The sequence below is a fragment of the Sphaerisporangium fuscum genome (genome assembly GCF_018531465.1).
Taxonomy (GTDB): Bacteria; Actinomycetota; Actinomycetes; order Streptosporangiales; family Streptosporangiaceae; genus Sphaerisporangium; species Sphaerisporangium fuscum.
In genome coordinates this window covers 1-20,832 of record NZ_JAHDTF010000023.1, presented here as the reverse complement: position 1 = coordinate 20,832, position 20,832 = coordinate 1, and the positions used below count along the sequence as shown (strand labels likewise).

Sequence of the window (20,832 nt, the reverse complement as noted above, 5' to 3'; positions counted from 1 at the left end):
CCCGCCTCCGCACAGGCGAAAGCCCCGGACCTGGTGGTCCGGGGCTTTCTCACGCGCCGCCCGGCCGGGCCGTCCGCCGAGGTCTCGGGGCGCCTGGTCAGGACGCGGAGTCGCTCTCCATCCGGTCGCCGGTCACGAGGTACACCACGTCGCGGGCCACGCGGACGGCGTGGTCGGCGTACCGCTCGTAGTAGCGGCCGGTGAGGGTGATGTCGATCGCCGACTCGATGCCGTGCCGCCATTCCTTCGCCAGCAGCACCCGGAACAGCCTGCGGTGCAGCCGGTCCATCGCGTCGTCGTCGTCCTCGAGCTCCTTGGCGAGCTCGACGTTGTGGGAGGCGATGCAGCTGCCCGTCTTGGTGATCAGCCGCTCGGCGATCTGCCCCATCTCCAGGATGGTGTCGCGCAGCTCCGGGGGGATGGCCGAGTCGGGGTGCCGCATCCGCGCGATCTTCGCCACGTGCTGGGCCAGGTCTCCCATGCGCTCCAGGTCGCCGCCCATCCGCAGGGCGGTGATGGCGGTGCGCAGGTCCACGGCGACGGGCTGCTGGGTGGCCATCAGCTCGAAGATCGAGGTCTCGATCTCGGCGTAGAGCCGGTTGACCTCCTCGTCGTGGGAGATCACGCTCTCGGCGAGCTGCAGGTCGGCGTCCAGCAGTGCGGTGGTGGCCCTGGAGATGGCCGAGCGGACCAGATGGGTCATCTGGACCAGCCGGTCGGTGAGAGCGTTGAGTTCTTCGTGGAAGGCGTCGCGCATGCGGCTCACGCTACGCGCGCGTTCGTGAACGAACTTCGTCCAAAAGATGAACTCTCCAGGAAAGAGGCGGCGCATGGGTCCTGAACTGCGAGGCAGGCCGCCTACCATCGAAAGTGTGAGTGAGATCGTGACGAGCCTGGCCGCTTTGGCGGGGTTTGTCGTCGGGGCGATCGCGATGGTGGCGGTGCGCCCGAGGGACAAACGCCGCGCCGACATCCCTGAGAACGAAGAGACCGTCCTGCCCCAAGGGGTGGCGTCGGTGCTCGCCGTGCTACCCTCCTCGGCGGTCGTGCTCGACCGTGACGACAAGGTGCTGCGCGCCAGTTCCGCGGCGCGCGCCTTCGGGCTCGTCAAGGGTGATCACCTCATGGCCGCCGAACTGCTCGCCCTCGCCCGCCAGGTGCGCCGCGACGGCGAGATCCGCGAGAGCGAGTTCGAGGTCGCCGGGCACAAGTTCGGCCAGGAGGCCACCACCTTCGCCGTCCGCGTCGCGCCCCTCGGCACGCACGGGCAGGTGCTGGTGCTGGCCGAGGACCAGACCGAACGGCGGCGCGTCGAGGCCGTGCGGCGCGACTTCGTGGCCAACGTGAGCCACGAGCTGAAGACCCCCGTCGGCGCGCTCAGCCTGCTGGCGGAGACCATCCAGGACGCCGCGGAGGACCCCGTGGCCGTCACCCGGTTCGCCGGGCGCATGCAGCACGAGGCCGCCCGTCTCACCTATCTCGTCCAGGACCTGATCACCCTGTCCCGCATCCAGGGTGGCGAGCCCATCCCGACCCCCGGGTGCGTGCCGGTGGACGAAGTGGTCCACGAGGCCATCGACCGCTGCAACACCAAGGCCGCCGCCAAGGAGATCACCCTGGTCGCCGGCGGCACCGAGGGGCTGCGCGTGTGGGGGGACGACGAGCTGCTCGTCACCGCCCTGCGCAACCTCATAGACAACGCCGTCGCCTACAGTCCCGAGAGCACCCGCGTGGTGGTCAGCGCCAGACCCGCGGGCGAGGCCGTGGAGGTCAGCGTCAGCGACCAGGGCATCGGCATCCCCGAGAGCTCCCAGGAACGCATCTTCGAGAGGTTCTTCCGCGTCGACGCCGCCCGGTCCCGGGCGACCGGCGGCACGGGGCTCGGCCTGGCCATCGTCAAGCACGTCGCCGTCGCCCACGGCGGCGAGGTCACCGTCTGGAGCAAAGAGGGCTCCGGCTCGACCTTCACCCTTCGTCTGCCGGCCTTCGGCGGCACGGCGATCGCCGTACCAAGCACAACAATCCCCCTGGAGGCCGCGAAGTGACGCGCGTGCTCGTCGTCGAGGACGAAGAGTCGTTCTCGGACGCCCTGTCCTACATGCTCCGCAAGGAGGGGTTCGAGGTGGCCGTGGCGGCCACCGGCCCCGAGGCGCTCGACACCTTCGACCGCAACGGCGCCGACCTGGTGCTCCTCGACCTCATGCTGCCCGGTCTGCCCGGCACCGAGGTCTGCCGGTCGCTGCGGCAGCGCTCCAAGGTCCCCGTGATCATGCTGACCGCCAAGGACAGCGAGATCGACAAGGTGGTGGGCCTGGAGCTCGGCGCCGACGACTACGTCACCAAGCCGTTCTCCTCGCGCGAGCTGGTGGCCCGCATCCGCGCCGTGCTGCGCCGGCAGGGCGACGTCGAGGAGGTCGAGCAGGCCGTCCTGGCGGCCGGGCCGGTGCGCATGGACGTCGACCGGCACATCGTCGCGGTACGCGGCCGTCAGGTGCAGCTCCCGCTGAAGGAGTTCGAACTGCTGGAGGTGCTGCTGCGCAACGCGGGGCGCGTGCTCACGCGGGGCCAGCTGATCGACCGGGTGTGGGGGGCCGACTACGTCGGCGACACCAAGACCCTCGACGTGCACGTCAAGCGCCTGCGGGCGAAGGTCGAGTCCGACCCGTCCAACCCGCGCTGCATTCTCACCGTCCGCGGCCTCGGCTACAAGTTCGACCCTGTGGAGGGGTGAGCGCCTCAAGGAGCGCCCCGAGCCGCCGAGCGCAGGCGGCAGTGAATACGGAAGAGGCCCGGTCGTCGTACGACCGGGCCTCTCGCCGTGAAGGGCTCAGCTGCTGGCCGTCGGGTCCGGAGTGGGAGTGCCCGCGGACGGGGTCGCCTGCGGGGTGGCGGAGGTCGACGGCGGGGTGCTGGGGGCGGGCGACAGCGCGGTGTACTCGCGGCTGCGGGTGACGACGGGGACCGTCATCTCGATGTCGCCGGCGTTGGTGAACTTGAGGCTCAGACGGACGTTCTCGCCGCCGTACAGGGGCTTCTGGGTGCCCTGCACGATGACCTGGGAGACCGGCCGGCCGGTGTTGACGAGCCTGCCGGGGGGCAGCGCGATCGGGCCCGGGCTCTGGACGGAGCTGGCGCTCTGGTCGGCCACGGCGACACCCTGCAGCGTGTCGGCGTTGGTGCCGTAGTTCACCATGGACAGGTAGAGCGGGATCGAGCCGCCCGCCGCGATCTGGGAACCGGCGTCCGGCCCGAGGAGGAACGCCTGGGCGATCTTGATGCCGTTCCTGCCGTAGGTCTTGGTCGTGCCGTTGCTGTCGATCAACACGTTCGCCTCGGTCGGAGCGTAGGCGGTGTTGGTGTTGGCGTCCGTCCCTGCGCCACACGCGGCCAGCGCCGGGGCGGCTGCGAGCAGCGCGGTGACGATGATCACCCTGCGACGGCTGGTGCTGGTCACAGTTGAAGCTCTCCTTGATACACATGGGTATGGCCAGACGCAACCTTATCCGGCTTCCGGACCCCTCTCTCAGCGGGGCCGACGGGAGCGCGCGGGCCCCCAGGAGCGCAGGTCATTGGGCATGTAGAGAGTTGCGATTCATACTGTTGAACGGTTGTCAAGTCCCAAATCGAGGCTTTGACCTGCAGTTATGTTGATTTCACTGTTCCGGGAGGGGACTGACGCGTGGTATCCTGGAGTACAGCGGAAGGGGTACTTGTCACATGACTTTCCAGGTCGGCGACACTGTCGTCTACCCCCACCACGGGGCTGCTCGGATCGAAGCCATCACGACCCGCACGATTAAGGGCGAGGACAGAACCTATCTGGTGCTGAAGGTCGACAAGGGCGACCTTACCGTTCAAGTGCCGGCGGAAAACGCCGAACTCGTCGGCGTGCGTGACGTTGTAGGCCAGGAAGGCCTAGAGCGTGTCTTCGATGTCCTGCGCATGCCGCACACCGAAGAACCCACCAACTGGTCCCGCCGCTACAAGGCCAACCTCGAGAAGCTGGCGTCCGGCGACGTCAACAAGGTGGCCGAAGTGGTGCGCGACCTCTGGCGGCGCGACAAGGAGCGCGGCCTGTCCGCCGGCGAGAAGCGCATGCTCGCCAAGGCCAGGCAGATACTGGTCAGCGAGCTCGCCCTCGCCGAGAAGACCAACGAGGACAAGGCCGAGGCGCTTCTCGACGAGGTTCTCAACTCCTGAACACCACACCTCCAAGGGTGGGCGTCGGAGTCGACGTCCACCCTTTCGCATCGGGCCGTGAGCTCCACCTGGCCGGTCTCCACTGGCCGGGCGAGACGGGGCTCGCAGGCCACTCCGACGGCGACGCCGCCGCGCACGCCTGCTGCGACGCGCTGCTGTCCGCGGCCGGTCTCGGCGACATCGGCGGGCTCTTCGGCACCGCCGACCCCCGATGGGCCGGGGCCTCGGGCCTGACCCTCCTCCAGGAGGCCGCCCGCCACGTCCGCGCGGCGGGGTTCGAGATCGGCAACATCGCCGTTCAGATCATCGGTAATCGTCCCAAGCTCGCGCCGCGACGCGCCGAGGCCGAGAAGGTTCTCGGCGAGGCCGCGACGGCGCCGGTCAGCGTCAGCGCGACCACGACCGACGGGCTGGGGCTCACCGGGCGCGGCGAGGGCGTCGCGGCCATCGCCACGGCGCTCGTCTACGCGCTTCCTCCAACCGGTGGGCATCACATGCCAACCGGCGGGGCGGCGGGCACGTCCTAGAAGCGGGATCCCACGGCGAGTGGGCCCATTCCCGCTCGCGAACCTTGAGGACGGTGCCCCGCTTACCGGCGCGGGTACGGGACGCCGTCCTCATCCCGGTTTTTCCGGGCCGTGCGGGGCCCTCGCAGAGCGCTTTGTGCGGTTTCCGGGTCTCTGACCTGCCTTTTTTGGTTTCTAGGATTAGCACCCCGTATGAGGGTAGCCATCTTGTCAGCGTGAAGGTGGACCCTCAACGGGAGGCTCGATATGACCATTCAGACCATTCTCGGTGCGATCGTCATCGGTGCCATCGTCGGCGCTCTGGGACGGCTCATTCTCCCCGGTCGTCAGCCCATCGGCTGGATCCTGACCATCGTCGTCGGCATCGTCGCCGCCCTCATCGGTACGGCGATCGCCCAGGTCCTCGGCGTCGCGACGACCCCCGGCATCGACTGGATCGAACTCGTCATGCAGGTGGTCCTCGCCGTCGTCGGTGTCGGCCTGGTCGCGGGTATTCGCGGCCGCGCCAGGGTCTGACCTGGTGCGGAGCGTAACTCCGCGAAAGCCGATCTCTGATCCGTCCCGGTCCGCTGAGGACCGGGACGGATCTTTGCTGTTCACGGCTCGCGGCGGGCCCGCCGTCCCCCTGGGGGTCTACTCCGAGGCGGACGGCGTGGCGTCCTCGGGCGGCAGCGGAGTGCTGCGCACGCGCAGGGACGGCGGGGCGGTCGGCTCGGCGCCGTACGGGCCGTGTCCCCTGGATTCCTCCTCCTCGGCCTCACCGGCGCCATGGGCGGGGTCAGGGACGTCCGCGGGCGCCTCAGAGGGCAGCGGAGCGGCTTCGTCGCGCAGGTGCGGATAGGGCTGCGTGTCGGCCGCCGTCGGCTCCTCGGCCGCCATCTCGTCGGTGATGTGAGGGTAGGGCTGGGTGTCGCCCAGCTCGCGCTCGGCGACCGGCTTGGGAAGCGGGTGCACCAGCACGTCGCCTGTGGGAGGCCGGACGAGGTCACCCCAGCGGAGCGGCCGGTCGGGGCGGCGCTGTTCGGGTGCGGGCTCGGGCGTCGGCGCCGGCGCGGCGCCGCCGCGAGGCTGCGGGACCAGCCGCTGCTCCGGCTCGGGCTCGGGCACCTCGTGCTCCTGCCGCGGGACCGCCTGCTCCGGAGCGTCGTACCGGTCACGGTCGTCGGCCGCCGCCACCGGTGTGTCGTACCGGTCACGGTCGTCGGCCGCCGCCACCGGAGCGTCGTACCGGTCGTCGTGCGCGGACGTCTCCTCCTCTTCCTCGACGACGGCGGAGGGGGACGGTTCGTCGGCGTCGAGCGGGGGCAGTTCGTCCACCGTGGGGGTCTCGGGAGCGGGAGTGGGCGGGACCACCGGCGTGATCTCGGGCTCCGGCTCGCGGACCGGCTGCTCCAGGCGAGGCGCGGGGTCGCGTTCGGGACTGTGGGGGTGGACGACCGCCTCCAGCGGCGGAGCCTGCTCGGGATCGCGCTCCTCACCGCCGAAGGGGACGAGATCGTGGCCGGGGCGCTCCTCGCTCTCCGCGGCCTCCGCCACCTGCGGCTGCGGACGCCTGGCCGGGAGCACGAACAGCCACAGGCCGAGGACGAGCATCACCCAGGGTGCCACGGCGACACCTATGGCCGCCTGGCCGGGGTCGACGAGCGTGTGACGGGCTATCACGACGTTCGCGACGGCCGCGGCCGCCACGAGCACGGCGAGGATCACCACCGCCTGGAGCCGCAGCAGCAACCTGGTGGAGCGCAGGAGGAGCACGCTGATCAGCGCGATCACCAGGAGGGCGTCGAAGCCCGCGGGGTACAGGTAGGCGAGGCGGGGGTCGGCGCCGCCCATCTCCGCGAGGGTCCGGAGCGGGGCGAACGACAGCACGCACGCGCCCGCCGCCAGCGCGGCGACGGCGAGGCCCGCGACGGCGGTACCGACGCGGCGCAGCACGAGCGCCGCTCGGGAGGGCTGCGCGGGAGCGGACAGAGGAGCGGACCGGCGGGAGGGCTTGGCTGCCGCCAGCGGGGGAGTGACGTCCATGGCGGTTCGAGCCTACAGAATCACCGCTGCCGTAGCCGGTAGAGACACCCGCGCCGCCGCCGCGGATCTCCGGACCGGGCGCCGCCGGGCCCCCGCGAAGCTCGCCCCAGCATTCGCCTGGGCCCGCACACCGACCCACCGCATGCCGAACGAAACAAGAGGCACGACAGCCGGCGTGGTGGTGGGGGAGCGTGTATCCGTTGGCCGGACGGGTCTGTGCTGGGGGAGTGGCGGCAACGGTGGGACGTGTCCGTTCGCAATGACGGGAGGGGGTGTCCGTTATTTCGGGGTTTGGAGGATTTTTACGGCTTCGCGATGCGGTGCAACTGTCACTTCCGGCACATCAGCACAAATAGTTTCGGACAAACCTCCCTCTTTGGGAGAAGGTGACCGTAGGTATAGGTCAAGGGGAAAGAACGTGGGATTCACAACGCTTTCGACGACGTGTGAGGTTGGACAACCCGTCCTGCCGAGGGCCGCGAGGCATTAGCCTTGCGTTCGTGAGCCTGCGCCTATACGACACCAGCACCCGTGCCGTCCGCGAGTTCGTCCCCGTCCAGCCGGGCCGGGTCACGATATATCTGTGCGGGGCCACTGTGCAGGCTCCGCCGCATATCGGTCACGTCCGCTCGGGTGTCAACTTCGACGTCCTGCGCCGGTGGCTGCTGCGGTCGGGGTACGACGTGTGGTTCTGCCGCAACGTCACCGACCTCGACGACAAGATCCTCCGCGTCGCGGCCGAAGAGGGCGTGCCGTGGTTCGTGATCGCCGAGCGCAACCAGCGGGCGTTCACGTGGGCTTACGACGTCCTGGGCTGCCTTCCGCCCACGGTCGAGCCGAGGGCGATGGGCCACATCCCCGAGATGATCGAGCTGATGCACCGGCTGATCGACAAGGGGCACGCCTACGCCGCCGGAGGCGACGTCTACTTCGACGTCATGTCCTACGCCGACCGTTACGGCAAGCTCTCCAACCAGCGCCCCGAGAACATGCGCGCCGCGGGCGACACCGACACCGACACGGCCAAGCGCGACCCGCGCGACTTCGCGCTGTGGAAGGGCGCCAAGCCCGGCGAGCCCACCTGGCCCACTCCGTGGGGCCCCGGCCGTCCCGGCTGGCACCTGGAGTGCTCGGCCATGGCCACCAAATACCTGGGCGAGACCTTCGACATCCACGGTGGCGGCGTCGACCTGATCTTCCCGCACCACGAGAACGAAGTCGCCCAGTCGCAGGCGGCCGGCGACGGCTTCGCCCGCTACTGGCTGCACAACGGCATGCTCAAGATCGGTGCCGAGAAGATGAGCAAGTCGCTCGGCAACTCCCTGCTCGTGCCGCAGATGCTGAAGAAGGTGCGCGCCGTCGAGCTGCGCTACTACCTCGTGGCGGCCCACTACCGCTCCTCGATCGACTACTCCGACGAGGCGCTCGCCGAGGCCGCCGCCGGATACCAGCGCATCGAGGGCTTCGTCACCCGTGCCGCCGAGGTCATCCACGACGTCGACGCCGCGGCGCCGCTCCCGCAGGCGTTCGTGGACGCCCTGAACGACGACCTCGGGGTGCCGCAGGCGCTCGCCGTCGTCCACGAGGTCGTGCGCGAGGGCAACGTCGCCCTCGCCCAGGGCAACAAGGAGCAGGTGGCGCGGCTTCTCGCCGAGACGCAGAACATGCTCGACGTCCTCGGCCTCGACCCCCGCTCGCCGCAGTGGCGGGCGTCCGGGGGCGAGAGCGGCCTCACCGAGACCGTCGACGCCCTGGTCAAGGTGGCCCTGGAGCAGCGGCAGGCCGCGCGTGCGCGCAAGGACTACGCCGCCGCCGACGCCATCCGCGACCAGCTCGCCGCGGCCGGCGTCGTCGTCGAGGACACCCCCCAGGGTCCTCGATGGGAACTGGCTCGCTGATCGCGCCGGTAGGCTGACAGCATGGCTGGTGGTGGCAAGGGGTCCGGTAAGTCCGGTAAGAGGCAGGGCCCCACACGGGGTACCGGGGGGCAGGGCCGTAAGGCTCTTCAGGGCAAGGGGCCCACGCCGCCCGCGTCCGAGCGGCATTGGTTCAAGGACAAGCAGCGCGCCCCGGGCACGTCCTCGCGGCGCGCGGAGCAGCCCGCGCGCCCGGTCCGTTCGGCGCGCCGCGACGACGCCCCCGAGATCATCGGTGGCCGTAACCCGGTCGTCGAGGCCCTGCGTGCCGAGATCCCGGCGAACGCCCTGTACGTGACGCAGCGCATCGACAACGACGACCGCGTGCGAGAGGCGATCAAGATAGCCGCCAACCGCGGTATCGCCATGCTCGAGGTCAGCCGCGAGAGGCTCGACAGGCTCACCGAGGGCACCGTCCACCAGGGCGTCGCCCTCCAGCTCCCGCCCTACGACTACGCCCACCCCGACGACCTCGTCGAGCGGGCGCAGGACGCCGCCGAGGTGCCGCTGATCATCGCGCTCGACGGCGTCACCGACCCGCGCAACCTCGGTGCGATCGCGCGTTCGGCGACGGCGTTCGGCGCCCACGGCATCCTGGTGCCCTCCCGCCGTTCCGCAGGCGTCACCGCGGGCGCCTGGAAGACCTCCGCGGGCACCCTGGCCCATCTCCCTGTGGCCCGGGCCGCCAACCTGACCAGCACGCTCCGCGAGTACCGCGAGCGCGGTCTGTTCGTCATCGGCCTCGACGGCGAGGCCTCCACCGACATCGGCGATGTCGAGCTGGCCACCGAGCCGCTCGTCGTCGTGGTCGGCTCCGAGGGCAAGGGCCTGTCCCGCCTGGTCCGCGAGTCGTGCGACGTGGTGGCCCGCATCCCGATGAACGCCACGACCGAGTCCCTGAACGCGGGCGTCGCCGCCGGCATCGCCCTGTACGAGGTGGCCCGCCACCGCCGCCGCTGACCCCGGCCTCCGCGACGAGTCTCATGGCGGGGGCTCACCCTGTACGGGGCCATGCCGCCGCCCGCCGAGCTCGACGGCTTTTCCTCGCCCCGGCCGAGGTGATCGGTGACGCTGCCCGCGCCATGCGACTAAACTCGTAGCGCACAACGCGCCGACGTAGCTCAATCGGCAGAGCAACGGTCTTGTAAACCGTAGGTCAGGGGTTCGATTCCCCTCGTCGGCTCCCAGCTCAAAGGCTCCTTGCGATCTTCGCAAGGGGCCTTTTGCTAACAGGTTTGCTAACAGCGGCTATGCGGCGGCTTCCTTGATCGCCGTCGCGAAGATGTCGGCCGCTGTCGCCATCTGCTCGTTGATCACGTGGGCGTACACCCGGAGCGTGATCGCCGGGTCGGCATGGCCGAGCCGTGCAGCGACCACGTGAACCGGCACACCGGCCAGCAGGAGCGTCGTGGCGTGGATGTGCCGGAGATCGTGGAGCCGAGCATGGGGGAGCGGCTTGCTCGGCTTAGGGCCGTTCCTGGGGGTGTTGTAGGCGTTGATCAGCTTGCCTACGAGCGTGGTCACCGTGTCGGGGTAGATCGGCTCTCCCCATCCCGTCGTGAACACGTAGTCATCGGTGCCCCTCCATTCCTCGCCGACAGCTAGCTTCTCGGCGGCCTGCCGTGCCCGGTGCTCGCGGAGCACCAAGGCAGTCTCGGTATCGAGGCTCACCACGCGGGACCGGCCGAGGCTTGCCGTTCTTCCCGCCGCCGGTCAGCAGCTCCCGGTACAGCTTCGTGACGGTCGCCGGCCGGACCGCTTGCAGACGGAGGTTTCCGATGCGGGGGGCGATGTAGAGCCGGATCAACATCCGGTAGCCGTGGAGCGTCTTGGGCTTGATCTCCACAGAGTGCGCCTCGATCCACTCTTCCAGGTAGGCGCCGACCGTGATCGTGTTCCGATTGACGTACTCACCACGGCGAGCGGCCACCCGCGCCTCGTCGCGGGCCGCTTTGGCGTCGTCCTCGGTGGCGAAGCCACTCACCCACTTGGGCTTACTGATGCCGGTTTCCGGGTCGGTCACCCTGATTACGTACGACCAGGTCTTGCCGCGCTTCATGACGCCGTCACGGAGCTTCGGAGTGCCCTTCTTGCTTGCCCTGCTGCGGTTGGAGTCGGCCGGGTCCGGAGTCGCAACGATGTTCTTGGTCATGCGGCGGTCTCCTTTGCCAGCAGTTCGGCGATGTAGGTCTCAAGGGCCGCGACGGGGATGCGGCGGGATCGGTCGATGTGGAGGAAGCGGATGGCGCCGGAGTCCATGAGGCGGTACAGCTTGGCGCGCGATATCGACAGCGCTTCGGCCGCCTCCGGAACGGTCAGGAGGAGCTTGGCCATGTGCTCACCTCCTGCTCTGGGATGAACGGTCTGCCGGTGATGGCCGAGGCGATGACCTGTTCACCGGCGGATAGGCCGCGTCCGGCGTACTCCCAGTGCGCGACCACGAGAACGGTGTCCTCGTCGAAGAGGGGCAGACGGCCGGTAGAGGTCTCCTCGTCGCGCATGTGGTCGACGCGGGCGGCGCGTAGAGCGCCCAAGGTGGTGGAGTAGCGGCGGGATTTGGTGGAGAAGTGACCCCGGAAGCCGAGCATGTGAGCCCACTGGGCAAGCCGCAGCTCGTTCAGCTTGTCGAGGGCGGCCAGGCGGAAGCACTCGGCGATCAGCCGCCGGGCATGCTCGCGGAGATCCAGGCCGCTCAGGTCATCCAGGGCGTTGATGCGCCGGTCTACGGTGCCGACGCATTCGGCGGCTTTGGTGGCGTACTTGGCGATGTATCCGGCGACTGCCTGATCCGTCAGATCTCCATTGATCGCGATCGGCCGGATGTCGAGCTGTGCGCCCCAGCGCATGACGCGGGCAGGTTCGCCGGGCAGCGCGGGCACTGGGACGCTGACGGCGGCTGTGGCGTGCCGGACGGCTTGCTCTAGGCGATCGGCGTTCGCCCAGTCGGGCGGGTCGGTGTCGGGGCCGGCGGGGCCGTCGAGGCGGATCACGGCGTGGAAGTGGACGACGCCGCGGCGCTGGTATTCGGCGACTTTGGCGAAGGAGATGACGAGCCGTTCGCCCAGCTCCTTTTGTGTCAGTCCGTGGAGTTTGGCCAGGTGCCGGCGGAGCGCCATGGTGAAGCGGCGCCACAGTTCGGGGGCCAGGGCGTTGAACAGCACGCTTGAGGCGTAGTCGTAGCAGTCGGGGCACAGGGGTTCGCCGAGGCGGCGTTCCTCATCGCCGTGCCGGGCGGTGCAGGAGATGACGCGCCCGTGAGGGCAGGTCTCGGCGTCACGGCGGGGGTGGCAGGGCAGGACTTTGCCGCCCTGTTCGCGGCGAGTGTGGACGGCGCCGAACGACGGGGCGGTGAGAGTGACGAACAGGGCCGGGTGAGCGGTGACCGAGGCGGGGACGCCTTTGCCGCCGGCCAGGCCCGCGCGGATCAGTTGGTAGGTGTCGGCGCGGTAGATCTCGGCGCAGGCCGGGCAGCGGGAGGCGCGGCGGGTCTTGCACTGCACGCGCAGCACCCCGCCGGGCTCGCGGCTGGTGGTATAGGTGTGGAGGACTTCACCGGTGGTGGCGTCGATGTGGCGGACTCGTCCGCGAAGGTGGATCGGCTGACGGCATCCACCGGTTCCGCGGATTTGGGCGGCCCACCGGTCGAAGCCGGGGCTGTTGAGGCGTTCGACGATTCCCGCGACGGCATGCGGGTTGCGGATGTGCGGGGGCAAGATGGGAGGCGTCCCTTTCGAAGCTCTGGGTTCGGTGGGGATGGCCCCCGACGTGGCGCGGAACTTGGCGGTTGTATGGCCACGCCGGGGGCGGTGGGAATGTCAGCAGAAGCCTTGTCCCTGGCAGGATTCGCAGGTCTGGCCGAGGCTGTCGACGCCGGTCGCCCCGCAGTCGTGGCAGCGGGAGTGCCGGAGTTCGGCGGTGATCTCGGCGCGGCGCTTGGAGAGGATGGCGGAGGCGCGGTACTCGACGGGGCCGAATCGGATCGTGGTCGAGTAGTGCGTGTCCGAAGTGGACCAGGAGTCGATCTCAGCGCCGAGGTAGCGAGCGATCGTGTCGATCTCGGCCCTCATCTCCTCGTCGGGGCTGTCGAGCAGGTGGTGGCTCACGCTGGCGTACCGAGGGGCCGGTATGTCGGGGTTGGAGTCGAGAAAGGCGGCCAGGCCCCGAAGGCCGTTGATCAGGGCGTTCCGGTCAGCGTTGGCGGTCATGGCGGCTTCTCCCTTGCTCAGGCGGGGGTCAGGTCACGAAGCAGGTCCGAGGCGAGTTGGTTCGAGACGCCGAGTTGAGCGCGCAGCAGGTCACGGGTGATGGGCTTGCCGTACCGGTTCTGGTAGTCGTCGGCGATCTTCCGCGCGTGCGTCAGCAGCGCGCCCGAGGTACCCGGCTTCTGCGGAGCCGGAGTAGTCGAGGCAGTCGATAGGGCGACGGTGGGAGTAAGGGGCGTCTCGTGCTCTTGGCCCACTTCTGTGGCCTGAACAGCCACCACCGAAGGGGACGGAGGCGGGGAGACGTCCGCAGTAGGGACGGGGACGCGTAGGGCGGCGCGTCGTTCGAGCAGGGAGACCGCGACGAGGAACGCCACCGCTGGAGTCGCGGCGGTGATCCACCCCCAGGGGGACGGGTCGGCCTGCGCCAGGTTGGCCGCCAGAGACAGCAGGATGCCGCCGGTCATAACGAGCGTGGGCCAGGAGATCAGCCCCCGTGCTTGGCGGTCTCTGCGTTTGTCGCGCTGACGCTCGCGAGCGGCCATGACACAGGTCAGATCGACGCAGACGGCGATAGCCCACGCCATCGGCCCCGACTGGCCGTGTTCGGTGGCGGTGTCGCGGATGTGAGTGAAAGAGCCGGCCCCCGCGATCAGGGCTACCAGGACCACCGGACCGGAGTCCAGCAGCCAGGTACCCAGGCGACGAAGAGGGTTCATCGGTAGCTCTCCCGTGGAAGGTCAGGCGGTCGTCAGCTCGGGACGGTCGACGCCGGGCAGGTCCGGAAGGTCGTGACCCAGCCCGGAGGCGAGGACCTGTTGCCAGGACGGCGTGAGGTCCGCGTGGACGCTGGCGGCGTCCTCGGCGGCCTGCTCGGAGACGTAGTACGAGCGCGCCCGGTACCAGCGGCCATCGGCGCCGGTCGTGATCGCGACGCCCGGAGTGTCGGCCCGGATCAGCCGGGCGGCGTCGAGGGCGGCCGGGTCGAGGTCGCCGAGAGTCATGGTCGCGGTCTCAGGGTCGTTGACCCGATGGCAGACACGGCCGGACATCTGCGCTCGCAGCGCTGTCACGCCGGGGCCGAGGTCAGAGCCGATCCGCTGGCCAGAGAGCCACAGGTAGATCCCGAATGCTCGCCCGAGCTGTGCGAGCCGCAGCAGCGCGGTGGACGTGCGGGCGATGTCGTCTTTCTCGGACTTGTCCGCCATCAGGAACAGCTCGGCAAGCTCGTCCACCAGGACCACGACCGGGATCGGCCGCAGGTGGCCGGGAAGCTGCCAGATGTTCCGTGCGCCGTGTTCGCGGCATGCCTGCATGCGCAGGGCCATCACCCGGACCAGGTCCGACAGCAGCGCGGTGCATTCGCTTCGCGTGGTGGCCAGCCCGGACAGGCGCCGGCGGTACGGGGCCAGCTCGACCCCGCCCTTGAGGTCGAAGCCGACCAGCGCGACCATCTGAGCGGCGAGCCCGCAGATCAGCGCGTTGATCAGGTTGGACTTGCCCGACTGGGTCGCCCCGACGTTCATCCAGTGGGGCACCGTGCGAAAGTCGATCACCCAGGGGGCGCCGGTCTCTAACCGCCCGACCACGACCTTGAGCAATTCGCCGGGGTCACCGGGGCCGTCCTGCCCCCCGCCCCCGAAGGAGGCAGGGGGAGGCGCGACCAGGTGGGCTAACGGGTCGTGCATGCTGGCCGCCAGCGTCACCCGTCCCGGCGACTGATCGATGACCCGGACCGCGTACACCCGCCAGGCGTGCGCCAACCGTTCGCACACGGCCGCGTAGTCAGCGGGACTCTGCCCGTCCAGCAGATGGAAGGTGACGCGCCAGCCGTACGGCGTCGGTCGAGGTAGACCCATCCACGGCTTCTTGTCGACCGCCACCCGTTGAAGGCGCCGCCGGACCCGGACCACGCCCGTGGAGGCGACCATGTTGGGTACGACGGTGAACCACCAGACATGACGCTTTTTGGTCAGCGCGCACCCGGAGGCGACGTGCCGCCAGGTCCAGCGCAGCCACAGAACCCGGCGCGGGAAGACCATCAGGTACCACCACGACGCGGGGGCGAACGAGCGCCAGACCCACAGCACCAGGGCGACACCGACCACGATCATCAGCGGACGCGGGATGTTGGCGAGGAACTCGTTCACAGCGCCCCCGCTTCGACCGGCGCCATCACGCCAACGGGGACGATGGAGGCGGCGCGGTACCAGACGTCCCAGCGCTTCTGACCGCCGAGGACCTGTTCCCACACGCCCGCCTGGAGATCCACCGGCACGACCGGCATGCCGAGCGTGACGGGAGGTTCGCCGGACACGCTGACCTTGATCAGCTCCAGACGGCCCGCCGCATCGGCAACCGAGAGCGCCACTTCGTACATCGGGTTGCCATCAGCGTCCAGCTTCAGCTCACCGGTCTCCCGGTTCTTCAGCCGGGGACGCGGCTGCGCCACGCAGACGAACTGGAGCTTGGTGACGTCGATGGGCATTGGGAGGCTCTTCACCGTTGTTCTCGTTGACTCGGTGTTCTAGGTACGAGCATAAACAGATATCTAGATATCTCGAACTCTGGATCGGCATGAGCTTGAGATTCGTTACAAGTTGCTTAGAGACCTAGGTAGCTAGGACGCCTTACCCTAGGCGCATGAGCAAGCCGACCGATCGGCGCCGGCCATATGTGCGCATCGCGGACGACCTCCGCCAGGACATCGCCTCCGGCCGCTACGCCCACGGCGAGCAGTTGCCGGCCGCGCGCGTGCTCGCCGATCGGTACGGCGTGGCGATGATGACGGTCGGCAACGCGCTCGCCGTGCTGCGCGAAGAAGGTTTGATCGAGACCCGTCACGGCACTGGAAGCTTCGTGACAGCTCAGCCGGACAGCGCCCCCGAGCGCACCGCCCCAGCCGAAGAGCACAGCGAAGAGTTCCTGATCCTCTCAGAGCAGCTCAAAGAGATCCGCGATCACCTTCGCCGACTGGCCTCTAGGATCGATCAGCTAGAGTCCCAGGTTCATTTTGGTGAACCACAGCGCTGAGCCCTGCTGTCCTGCGCTGTAGTTCGACCAGTTCCGCCGTGATCTCCGTCAGCTCACGTAAGAGCGTCTGACGTTCGATCGCGCTTAACGCCACAGAGCACTACCTCCTAGAAGCGAAGACAGGACGCCGACGGCTCCGGTTGGCCTGCACGACGAAGAACCCTCCCGGAGGAGGGTGGATAGCGTTGAGGTCAGCCAAGCCGCATTACGTGTGCCAGGTGGAACACCTCACGCTGTCGCCGGTGCTTGCCGCTGCTACGAAGATCACGCACCATGTTGCGGACGATGGGGCGGTTGCGCACGTGCTAAGGGGCGGTGCGGTCGGCTCTGATCAGCGCCTCTACCGCCTCGTTCTCCTTGCCGTTCATGTGGTAGCCCGCCGCCGTGCAGGTCCAGTAATGGGCCTGCCTCTCGTGGGAGCCGATGCGGGCGATCTCGACCTGTTCGGCCCGGCTGACGACATCGCGGGGCCGGCCAAGCTCCATGCTGACCTCTACCGCATGGATGTTGACGTTCACGCGGTTGAACAGGGTTTGGAACACGTTGCCATCGGCCGGAAGGCCCTCGGCGATCCGCCGGGCTTCGGCGAGATGGCTCTCCGCGTCGTTCTGCGACCAGAGACGGGAGTACGCGACAGCGGCCCGGAGGTGCAGCGCACCCCACAGCGCCCGGACCGTACCGTCACCTGAGCCCACGTACGGGTCGATCTGATCGAGCGCAGCCAGCGCGGCATTCTTCGCGGCGTCCAACGATGCCTCATGCAGCCAGACCCCGCACAGGTCCCACGAGGCAGCACCCACCAGTTCCGGCGCCCCGACCTGTTGTGCCGCGACCAGCTCCCGTTGAACCGCCGTCCACCCGAGGTCGTGGTGACCGAGCAGGTTCGCCGTGACCCGCGCCATGTGGCAGGCACGCAGCATCAGCGCCTCAGCACGGTCGCGAGCGGCGGAAGCGCTGGACGTGATCAGAAGAAGGTCGGTAATGATCTGCGGCAACACTTCGCCCAGGGCGGTGAACTTCGCGTCCTGGCGGAGCTGTTCGGCAAGCCTGACGTTCGCTTCCAACTCATCCAAGCCCCGCGGCTCCCGGTTGCCGAGCAGCATCGCCCCGCCCGGCATCGTCGCGTGCTGGAGCGCCAGGCGAAGACCGGGAATGGCGGCATGCCCGGAGTCGAGATCGTCGGTCTCATGCCGGTACGGCTGCCCGGTCAACTCCGCGATCTCCACACCGAGCACCTCGGCGACGTGGCCTAACACGCTCATCCGGTCAAGCGGTAAACGCCCGTTCTCCACTTTCGAGAGCCAAGACACCGACCGGCCGATTTTCTCGGCAAGGGTGACCTGGTCCCAGCCCTTACGCCTGCGTGCCCGCGCGATGCGCTGTCCCGTTGTCATCTGTTCGGTGGCCATTTTCTGCCCCTCTCTCGATGCTCACCATGACCATACGAGGACGGAAGATCATCGACTGGCAGAAAAACTGCCAGTGGGCAGCAAGCTAGGAGACATCGGCCGCTCTGAACTGGGCGAACAGCCCCAGAAAGGCGGCATCTCGACTTGCAGAACCGCTGACAACGTACGTGGGGCATGTGCCGGCCAAGGTGATGGCACTGTGCAGAGAGAAGCCCCCGGCTGCCGACCGGGGGCACACGCATATCCCTCTCCTTGATCAATACCTGTCGATAGGCGCTCCTTCCTGCGTAGTCGGGGTAAGCGGAGCGGCGGCGAGGGAGGAGGAAGACATGTCCCTAACCCGGTGTAGGGACGCTTACCCCGCCGCCGCTCCCGTCTTCCGGCGCGGCGCCGATGGATGTGGGGCGACAGCTCAGGGAGTTTGAGGGAAGGGAGTTCACCGGCTGCCGCCCCCGCTTCAGGAGCTTGGTGGACGCATCACCTGGTGATGAGGCCAGATGCGCTCATCCTCCAGGCTCTTGAGCCACGCAAGCCGCAGAGAGGGAACCTCGGGCAGCTCGTGACCCAGGAGGAGATTGCACAGGTCCCATACGGAGACCTGCACCCATTGGTCCCGATGAGCGGAGGCGTAATCGCGGCATATCGACGCCGCAACGTCCTTAGCAGAACGTCCGTGCATCGCGTCCCACGCCTCTTCGCGCCACTCATCATCGGCGCTCTGGCGCATCTCCACGCGGAACGCGACGTGTCGAAGGCCGATCGGCCACTGGTCAGCCACGGAAGGCCTGGCTTTCCTGGTCTGTCAGCCGCCCGATGCCGAGCGCATCGGCCGCCTGGTCCAGCCCTTCGCGGTCCAGTTCCCACCGCTCCACCAGGTGTCGCACCTGACGTTCCAGCGCGACGCTCTCCGCGACAGTCCGGGCCGCGCGTCTCGCCGTTCGCTGCGTCGCGCTTTCTCCCCTGCTGATGGGGTCGACCGGTTCTCTCTGCCGAGGGCAGGAAGGAACGACGCCAGCGGGCTCACGCTCGTACTTCACCTGGAACCAGACCGTACGGCCCGCGTCGTCCTCGTAGACGTTCCACTTGTGCGAGATCAGGTCGACGAGCATCAGCCCGCGCCCGCCCTCGGCGAACAGGTCACCGCGGACCTGGGGCGCCGTCGCTCCGCCGGCGTCCACGACGTCGACATGGATGCGGTCGTAGCAGTCGGCGATTGCGACGGTGATCTTTCCGCCGTTCTTCGAGTCGGAATGCACCACGGAGTTCGTGAACACCTCGGAGGTCAGGAGGGTCACGTTGTCGAGAGCAGGGTGGGCGTCGCCGAGCTTGCGCCTGACAAACTCGCGTGCAAGTGCGACCGATTCGGGAGAACCGACCAGATCGATAACGCCTAACAGACGTCCAGTCGCCATGCGCTTGCCTTTACGTTCGCCGGAAAATCCGCGCGTCGTGAAGCTCAAGGAATCACGCGGTGGTCACGCTGGGACAGTAGAGGCGGCTGGTTTCTACGCTCAACGAACTTGTACCAACTTGCGCGGCCTACCCGAGCGCGTCGATGGCGGCCGTGATGAGGGCGCGGGCCTTGCTGCCGTAGACGGCATGGGAGGCCAGCTCCGTGAACCCCTTCACGTACAGGGCGATCTCTCGTGGCTGAGTGACCGTCACGCCCGCCGACAGCAGCTCGATGAACACCCGCTTGTCGTCGTAGATCGAAAACGTCTCCATCGTCCACAACTTGCGGCGCACGGTGGACGGGATGATGCCGAGGGAGACCGACGGCAGGGACATGCCTTCAAGGAGCTGGCCGAGCTGGCCGGCCATCACGTCATCGTCGGCGATGCGGTCGTGTAAGACCGACTCCTCTACGACCATGGCGAACCGGTGATCGCCCTCGTAGAGCAGCCGTGATCGTGCCGCCCGTGCCTCTACCGCCTCGTCAATGTCGCGAGGAGCTTCGTGGAACTCGGCGAAGGCCGACAGCACCGCGCGCATGTAGCCGGGCGTCTGGAGCGGCCAGGGGATGAACTGGGAGCAGTAGAAGCGGAACAGCCGGGTCTGCTCGTACAGGGACACCCGCGTCTCTTGTAGCCGCTTCATGCCGTTGCGCTGCAACCGCCGCCATTCCACATACATGCTGTCCGCGTCACGAGTCGCGGCGATCAGGTCGGGAATCTCGCCCTCGGCGCCGCACAGGCGGCACCAGGTGCGGATGTCCTCGTCGGACGGCAGCGTACGGCCATGGGTGAGACGGGAGCACTTCGACTCGTCCCATCCGGCCATCCGTGACAGCGCCCGAGCAGTCAGGCCGGAGTCGCGCAGGATCTCCCGCAGTCGCCTGCCGATGGCCAGGCGTGCCTGCTCGGCGCTGGAAGAGGGGGAGTTGGACACGTGCGGCGGCAGGTCAGACGGGGTTGTACTCGGCGTGGTCGACGCCGCGTTCCCAGACGCTTTCGAACGCCGTCAGGCACAGCTTGACCACGGCCGGATCGTCGCACATCTCGTAGCCGGCGGACTCGCCGTCCCCGGACTGGAACAGGAAGCGCACCAGGTGCTCGTCAAAGAGCCAGAAGTCGTTGCCGGGGAGCGCGAGATCGGATGCGTGGCGCCGAGGCAACCAGCGAACCTGCTCACCTCCGGCGAGGTTGGCGTAAGGCGTGGCCGAGTGCTCGTACCGGATGTAGTCGCTCACCGGCTCCGAGACGACCCTTGCGCGGCGCACGGTCACGCCGCGGACGACGGCACTCCTGACGAGGTTGACCCACGGTGCGTCGAAGTCGGTCCGGTCGAAGGGGACGCCGTCACGCCAGGCACGGTAGCCAGGGCTCGAAGTGCCGTAGGCGTCGCGCATCTCCAGATGCAGCGCTGAGCGCTGGCACTGGTTGAACAGCTCATCCAACGTCGGGGTTGCCTGCATCGCACGCCTCCATTAAGTAGCCACGCATCCGCGCGGGAAGCCTAACGATCATCTCGTTGGGCGCGAGCGGGCTTCGGGCTACGACCTCAGCGACTTCCGCAGGGTCGTCGACCACGATGCCCTGAATGACGAGACTGCCGTCGGTCTCGTCCACCCAGACCGAGGGACAACCCCCGTGCTCGCTTCCCGTGTCGATGCCGACGAACCGTAACGCCATGACTGGCTCCTGTCTTCGGATATGCGCGGACTTGCGCCATACGAGCCTGACCAGAGCTGTACGCAAGAGTCAATAGCACTTCACAGGCTGTCTGCCTTGCGCGCACACCAAACAGGTATGGAGCCGCATTCAGGGCGTTTTGGTTAGCATGATCGGTGTGTTCGACCAGGCCGAAAAACCCGTATCACGGCCTACAACAACGGCCGCCGTACCACCATCAGGGTTCATCCGCTCTACTCCGGCGACCCCGGAGGATCAGGAACCGCTCTACCAGCTCGAAACGGCGACAGAAGAACGGCAGAGAAGAACTCGGAAACTGCTTGTCGCTCTCGGCATCATCGCCCTCCTCGGCATCGGAGTCGGCACTGCCTACATCCCGAGGACGAACC

The 20,832-nt window shown here is 68.3% G+C and carries 26 protein-coding genes and 1 tRNA gene; 10 read left to right on the top strand and 17 right to left on the bottom strand.

Going from position 1 to position 20,832, the window contains the following annotated elements; genetic code table 11:
* Positions 1-97 precede the first annotated feature (97 nt).
* Positions 98-757, bottom strand: a complete 660-nt coding sequence (gene phoU, locus KIK05_RS27730; RefSeq protein WP_214413801.1) for a phosphate signaling complex protein PhoU — start codon at positions 755-757, stop codon at positions 98-100.
* 73 nt (positions 758-830) lie between these two features.
* On the opposite strand from phoU, the gene KIK05_RS27725 reads away from it, so the two are divergent.
* Positions 831-2,045, top strand: coding sequence for a sensor histidine kinase (locus KIK05_RS27725; RefSeq protein WP_214413800.1), 1,215 nt, complete (start codon positions 831-833; stop codon positions 2,043-2,045).
* The gene (locus KIK05_RS27720) at positions 2,042-2,731 is read left to right on the top strand and encodes a response regulator (RefSeq protein WP_214413799.1); all 690 of its coding nucleotides are present in this window, start codon (positions 2,042-2,044) and stop codon (positions 2,729-2,731) included. The genes KIK05_RS27725 and KIK05_RS27720 overlap by 4 nt, the downstream gene beginning before the upstream one ends.
* Positions 2,732-2,827: 96 nt before the next feature.
* Here KIK05_RS27720 and KIK05_RS27715 read toward each other — a convergent pair whose 3' ends face one another.
* Positions 2,828-3,454: a copper chaperone PCu(A)C gene (locus KIK05_RS27715; protein ID WP_214413798.1), complete on the bottom strand. Its 627-nt coding sequence runs from the start codon at positions 3,452-3,454 to the stop codon at positions 2,828-2,830.
* 263 nt (positions 3,455-3,717) lie between these two features.
* On the opposite strand from KIK05_RS27715, the gene KIK05_RS27710 reads away from it, so the two are divergent.
* From KIK05_RS27710 to KIK05_RS27700, 3 genes are all read left to right on the top strand, one after another.
* On the top strand, positions 3,718-4,200 hold the full coding sequence (locus KIK05_RS27710) for a CarD family transcriptional regulator (RefSeq protein ID WP_114028347.1): 483 nt from the start codon (positions 3,718-3,720) through the stop codon (positions 4,198-4,200).
* Positions 4,201-4,217: 17 nt separating this feature from the next.
* Entirely contained in the window at positions 4,218-4,727 is a 510-nt protein-coding gene (gene ispF, locus KIK05_RS27705) for a 2-C-methyl-D-erythritol 2,4-cyclodiphosphate synthase (RefSeq protein ID WP_214413797.1), read from the top strand.
* 246 nt (positions 4,728-4,973) lie between these two features.
* Positions 4,974-5,243, top strand: a complete 270-nt coding sequence (locus KIK05_RS27700; RefSeq protein ID WP_214413796.1) for a GlsB/YeaQ/YmgE family stress response membrane protein — start codon at positions 4,974-4,976, stop codon at positions 5,241-5,243.
* Between the two features lie 117 nt (positions 5,244-5,360).
* On the opposite strand, the gene KIK05_RS27695 is transcribed toward KIK05_RS27700, so the two are convergent.
* A complete protein-coding gene (locus tag KIK05_RS27695; protein ID WP_214413795.1) occupies positions 5,361-6,752 on the bottom strand; it encodes a DUF2637 domain-containing protein in 1,392 nt (463 codons plus the stop codon).
* Between the two features lie 500 nt (positions 6,753-7,252).
* On the opposite strand from KIK05_RS27695, the gene cysS reads away from it, so the two are divergent.
* The 3 genes from cysS (at position 7,253) to KIK05_RS27680 (ending at position 9,851) form a co-directional block, all read left to right on the top strand.
* Positions 7,253-8,650: a cysteine--tRNA ligase gene (gene cysS, locus KIK05_RS27690; RefSeq protein ID WP_214413794.1), complete on the top strand. Its 1,398-nt coding sequence runs from the start codon at positions 7,253-7,255 to the stop codon at positions 8,648-8,650.
* 21 nt (positions 8,651-8,671) lie between these two features.
* A complete protein-coding gene (gene rlmB, locus KIK05_RS27685) occupies positions 8,672-9,628 on the top strand; it encodes a 23S rRNA (guanosine(2251)-2'-O)-methyltransferase RlmB (RefSeq protein WP_214413793.1) in 957 nt (318 codons plus the stop codon).
* A 150-nt stretch (positions 9,629-9,778) separates the two neighbouring features.
* Positions 9,779-9,851, top strand: a tRNA-Thr gene (locus KIK05_RS27680).
* Positions 9,852-9,916: 65 nt separating this feature from the next.
* Here KIK05_RS27680 and KIK05_RS27675 read toward each other — a convergent pair.
* The 8 genes from KIK05_RS27675 to KIK05_RS27640 all read right to left on the bottom strand — a co-directional run bounded on the left by KIK05_RS27675 (position 9,917) and on the right by KIK05_RS27640 (position 15,358).
* Positions 9,917-10,312, bottom strand: a complete 396-nt coding sequence (locus tag KIK05_RS27675; protein ID WP_214413792.1) for a tyrosine-type recombinase/integrase — start codon at positions 10,310-10,312, stop codon at positions 9,917-9,919.
* Positions 10,239-10,820 (bottom strand): N-terminal phage integrase SAM-like domain-containing protein, encoded by a 582-nt coding sequence (locus KIK05_RS27670; protein WP_250563571.1) that lies wholly within the window; start codon positions 10,818-10,820, stop codon positions 10,239-10,241. Before KIK05_RS27670 ends, KIK05_RS27675 begins: the two co-directional genes overlap by 74 nt.
* Positions 10,817-11,002: a helix-turn-helix domain-containing protein gene (locus tag KIK05_RS27665; RefSeq protein ID WP_214413791.1), complete on the bottom strand. Its 186-nt coding sequence runs from the start codon at positions 11,000-11,002 to the stop codon at positions 10,817-10,819. Before KIK05_RS27665 ends, KIK05_RS27670 begins: the two co-directional genes overlap by 4 nt.
* Entirely contained in the window at positions 10,984-12,381 is a 1,398-nt protein-coding gene (locus tag KIK05_RS27660; protein ID WP_250563570.1) for a replication initiator, read from the bottom strand. Before KIK05_RS27660 ends, KIK05_RS27665 begins: the two co-directional genes overlap by 19 nt.
* Positions 12,382-12,483: 102 nt before the next feature.
* Positions 12,484-12,873: a hypothetical protein gene (locus tag KIK05_RS27655; RefSeq protein WP_214413790.1), complete on the bottom strand. Its 390-nt coding sequence runs from the start codon at positions 12,871-12,873 to the stop codon at positions 12,484-12,486.
* 17 nt (positions 12,874-12,890) lie between these two features.
* Complete coding sequence (locus KIK05_RS27650) at positions 12,891-13,589, bottom strand: DUF2637 domain-containing protein (protein WP_214413789.1); 699 nt, start codon at positions 13,587-13,589, stop codon at positions 12,891-12,893.
* A gap of 21 nt (positions 13,590-13,610) precedes the next feature.
* Positions 13,611-15,020, bottom strand: a complete 1,410-nt coding sequence (locus KIK05_RS27645) for an FtsK/SpoIIIE domain-containing protein (RefSeq protein WP_372455615.1) — start codon at positions 15,018-15,020, stop codon at positions 13,611-13,613.
* A complete protein-coding gene (locus KIK05_RS27640; RefSeq protein WP_214413788.1) occupies positions 15,017-15,358 on the bottom strand; it encodes an SCO3933 family regulatory protein in 342 nt (113 codons plus the stop codon). The genes KIK05_RS27645 and KIK05_RS27640 overlap by 4 nt, the downstream gene beginning before the upstream one ends.
* A 155-nt stretch (positions 15,359-15,513) precedes the next feature.
* Here KIK05_RS27640 and KIK05_RS27635 point away from each other — a divergent pair, with 155 nt between their 5' ends.
* The gene (locus tag KIK05_RS27635) at positions 15,514-15,903 is read left to right on the top strand and encodes a GntR family transcriptional regulator (RefSeq protein ID WP_214413787.1); all 390 of its coding nucleotides are present in this window, start codon (positions 15,514-15,516) and stop codon (positions 15,901-15,903) included.
* Positions 15,904-16,208: 305 nt separating this feature from the next.
* Here the strand turns inward: KIK05_RS27635 and KIK05_RS27630 are convergent, their stop codons facing one another.
* From KIK05_RS27630 to KIK05_RS27605, 6 genes are all read right to left on the bottom strand, one after another.
* Positions 16,209-17,312, bottom strand: a complete 1,104-nt coding sequence (locus tag KIK05_RS27630) for a helix-turn-helix domain-containing protein (protein WP_214413786.1) — start codon at positions 17,310-17,312, stop codon at positions 16,209-16,211.
* Between the two features lie 457 nt (positions 17,313-17,769).
* Entirely contained in the window at positions 17,770-18,090 is a 321-nt protein-coding gene (locus tag KIK05_RS27625) for a hypothetical protein (protein WP_214413785.1), read from the bottom strand.
* Positions 18,083-18,772, bottom strand: a complete 690-nt coding sequence (locus KIK05_RS27620) for an ATP-binding protein (protein ID WP_214413784.1) — start codon at positions 18,770-18,772, stop codon at positions 18,083-18,085. The genes KIK05_RS27625 and KIK05_RS27620 overlap by 8 nt, the downstream gene beginning before the upstream one ends.
* A gap of 79 nt (positions 18,773-18,851) precedes the next feature.
* Entirely contained in the window at positions 18,852-19,700 is an 849-nt protein-coding gene (locus KIK05_RS27615; protein WP_214413783.1) for a helix-turn-helix domain-containing protein, read from the bottom strand.
* 13 nt (positions 19,701-19,713) lie between these two features.
* Positions 19,714-20,226: a DUF6879 family protein gene (locus KIK05_RS27610; protein ID WP_214413782.1), complete on the bottom strand. Its 513-nt coding sequence runs from the start codon at positions 20,224-20,226 to the stop codon at positions 19,714-19,716.
* Complete coding sequence (locus KIK05_RS27605) at positions 20,201-20,443, bottom strand: hypothetical protein (protein WP_214413781.1); 243 nt, start codon at positions 20,441-20,443, stop codon at positions 20,201-20,203. The genes KIK05_RS27610 and KIK05_RS27605 overlap by 26 nt, the downstream gene beginning before the upstream one ends.
* Positions 20,444-20,600: 157 nt before the next feature.
* Between KIK05_RS27605 and KIK05_RS27600 the strand changes: the two genes are divergently transcribed.
* On the top strand, positions 20,601-20,832 hold a 232-nt coding region (locus tag KIK05_RS27600), incomplete at its 3' end, for a hypothetical protein (protein ID WP_214413780.1).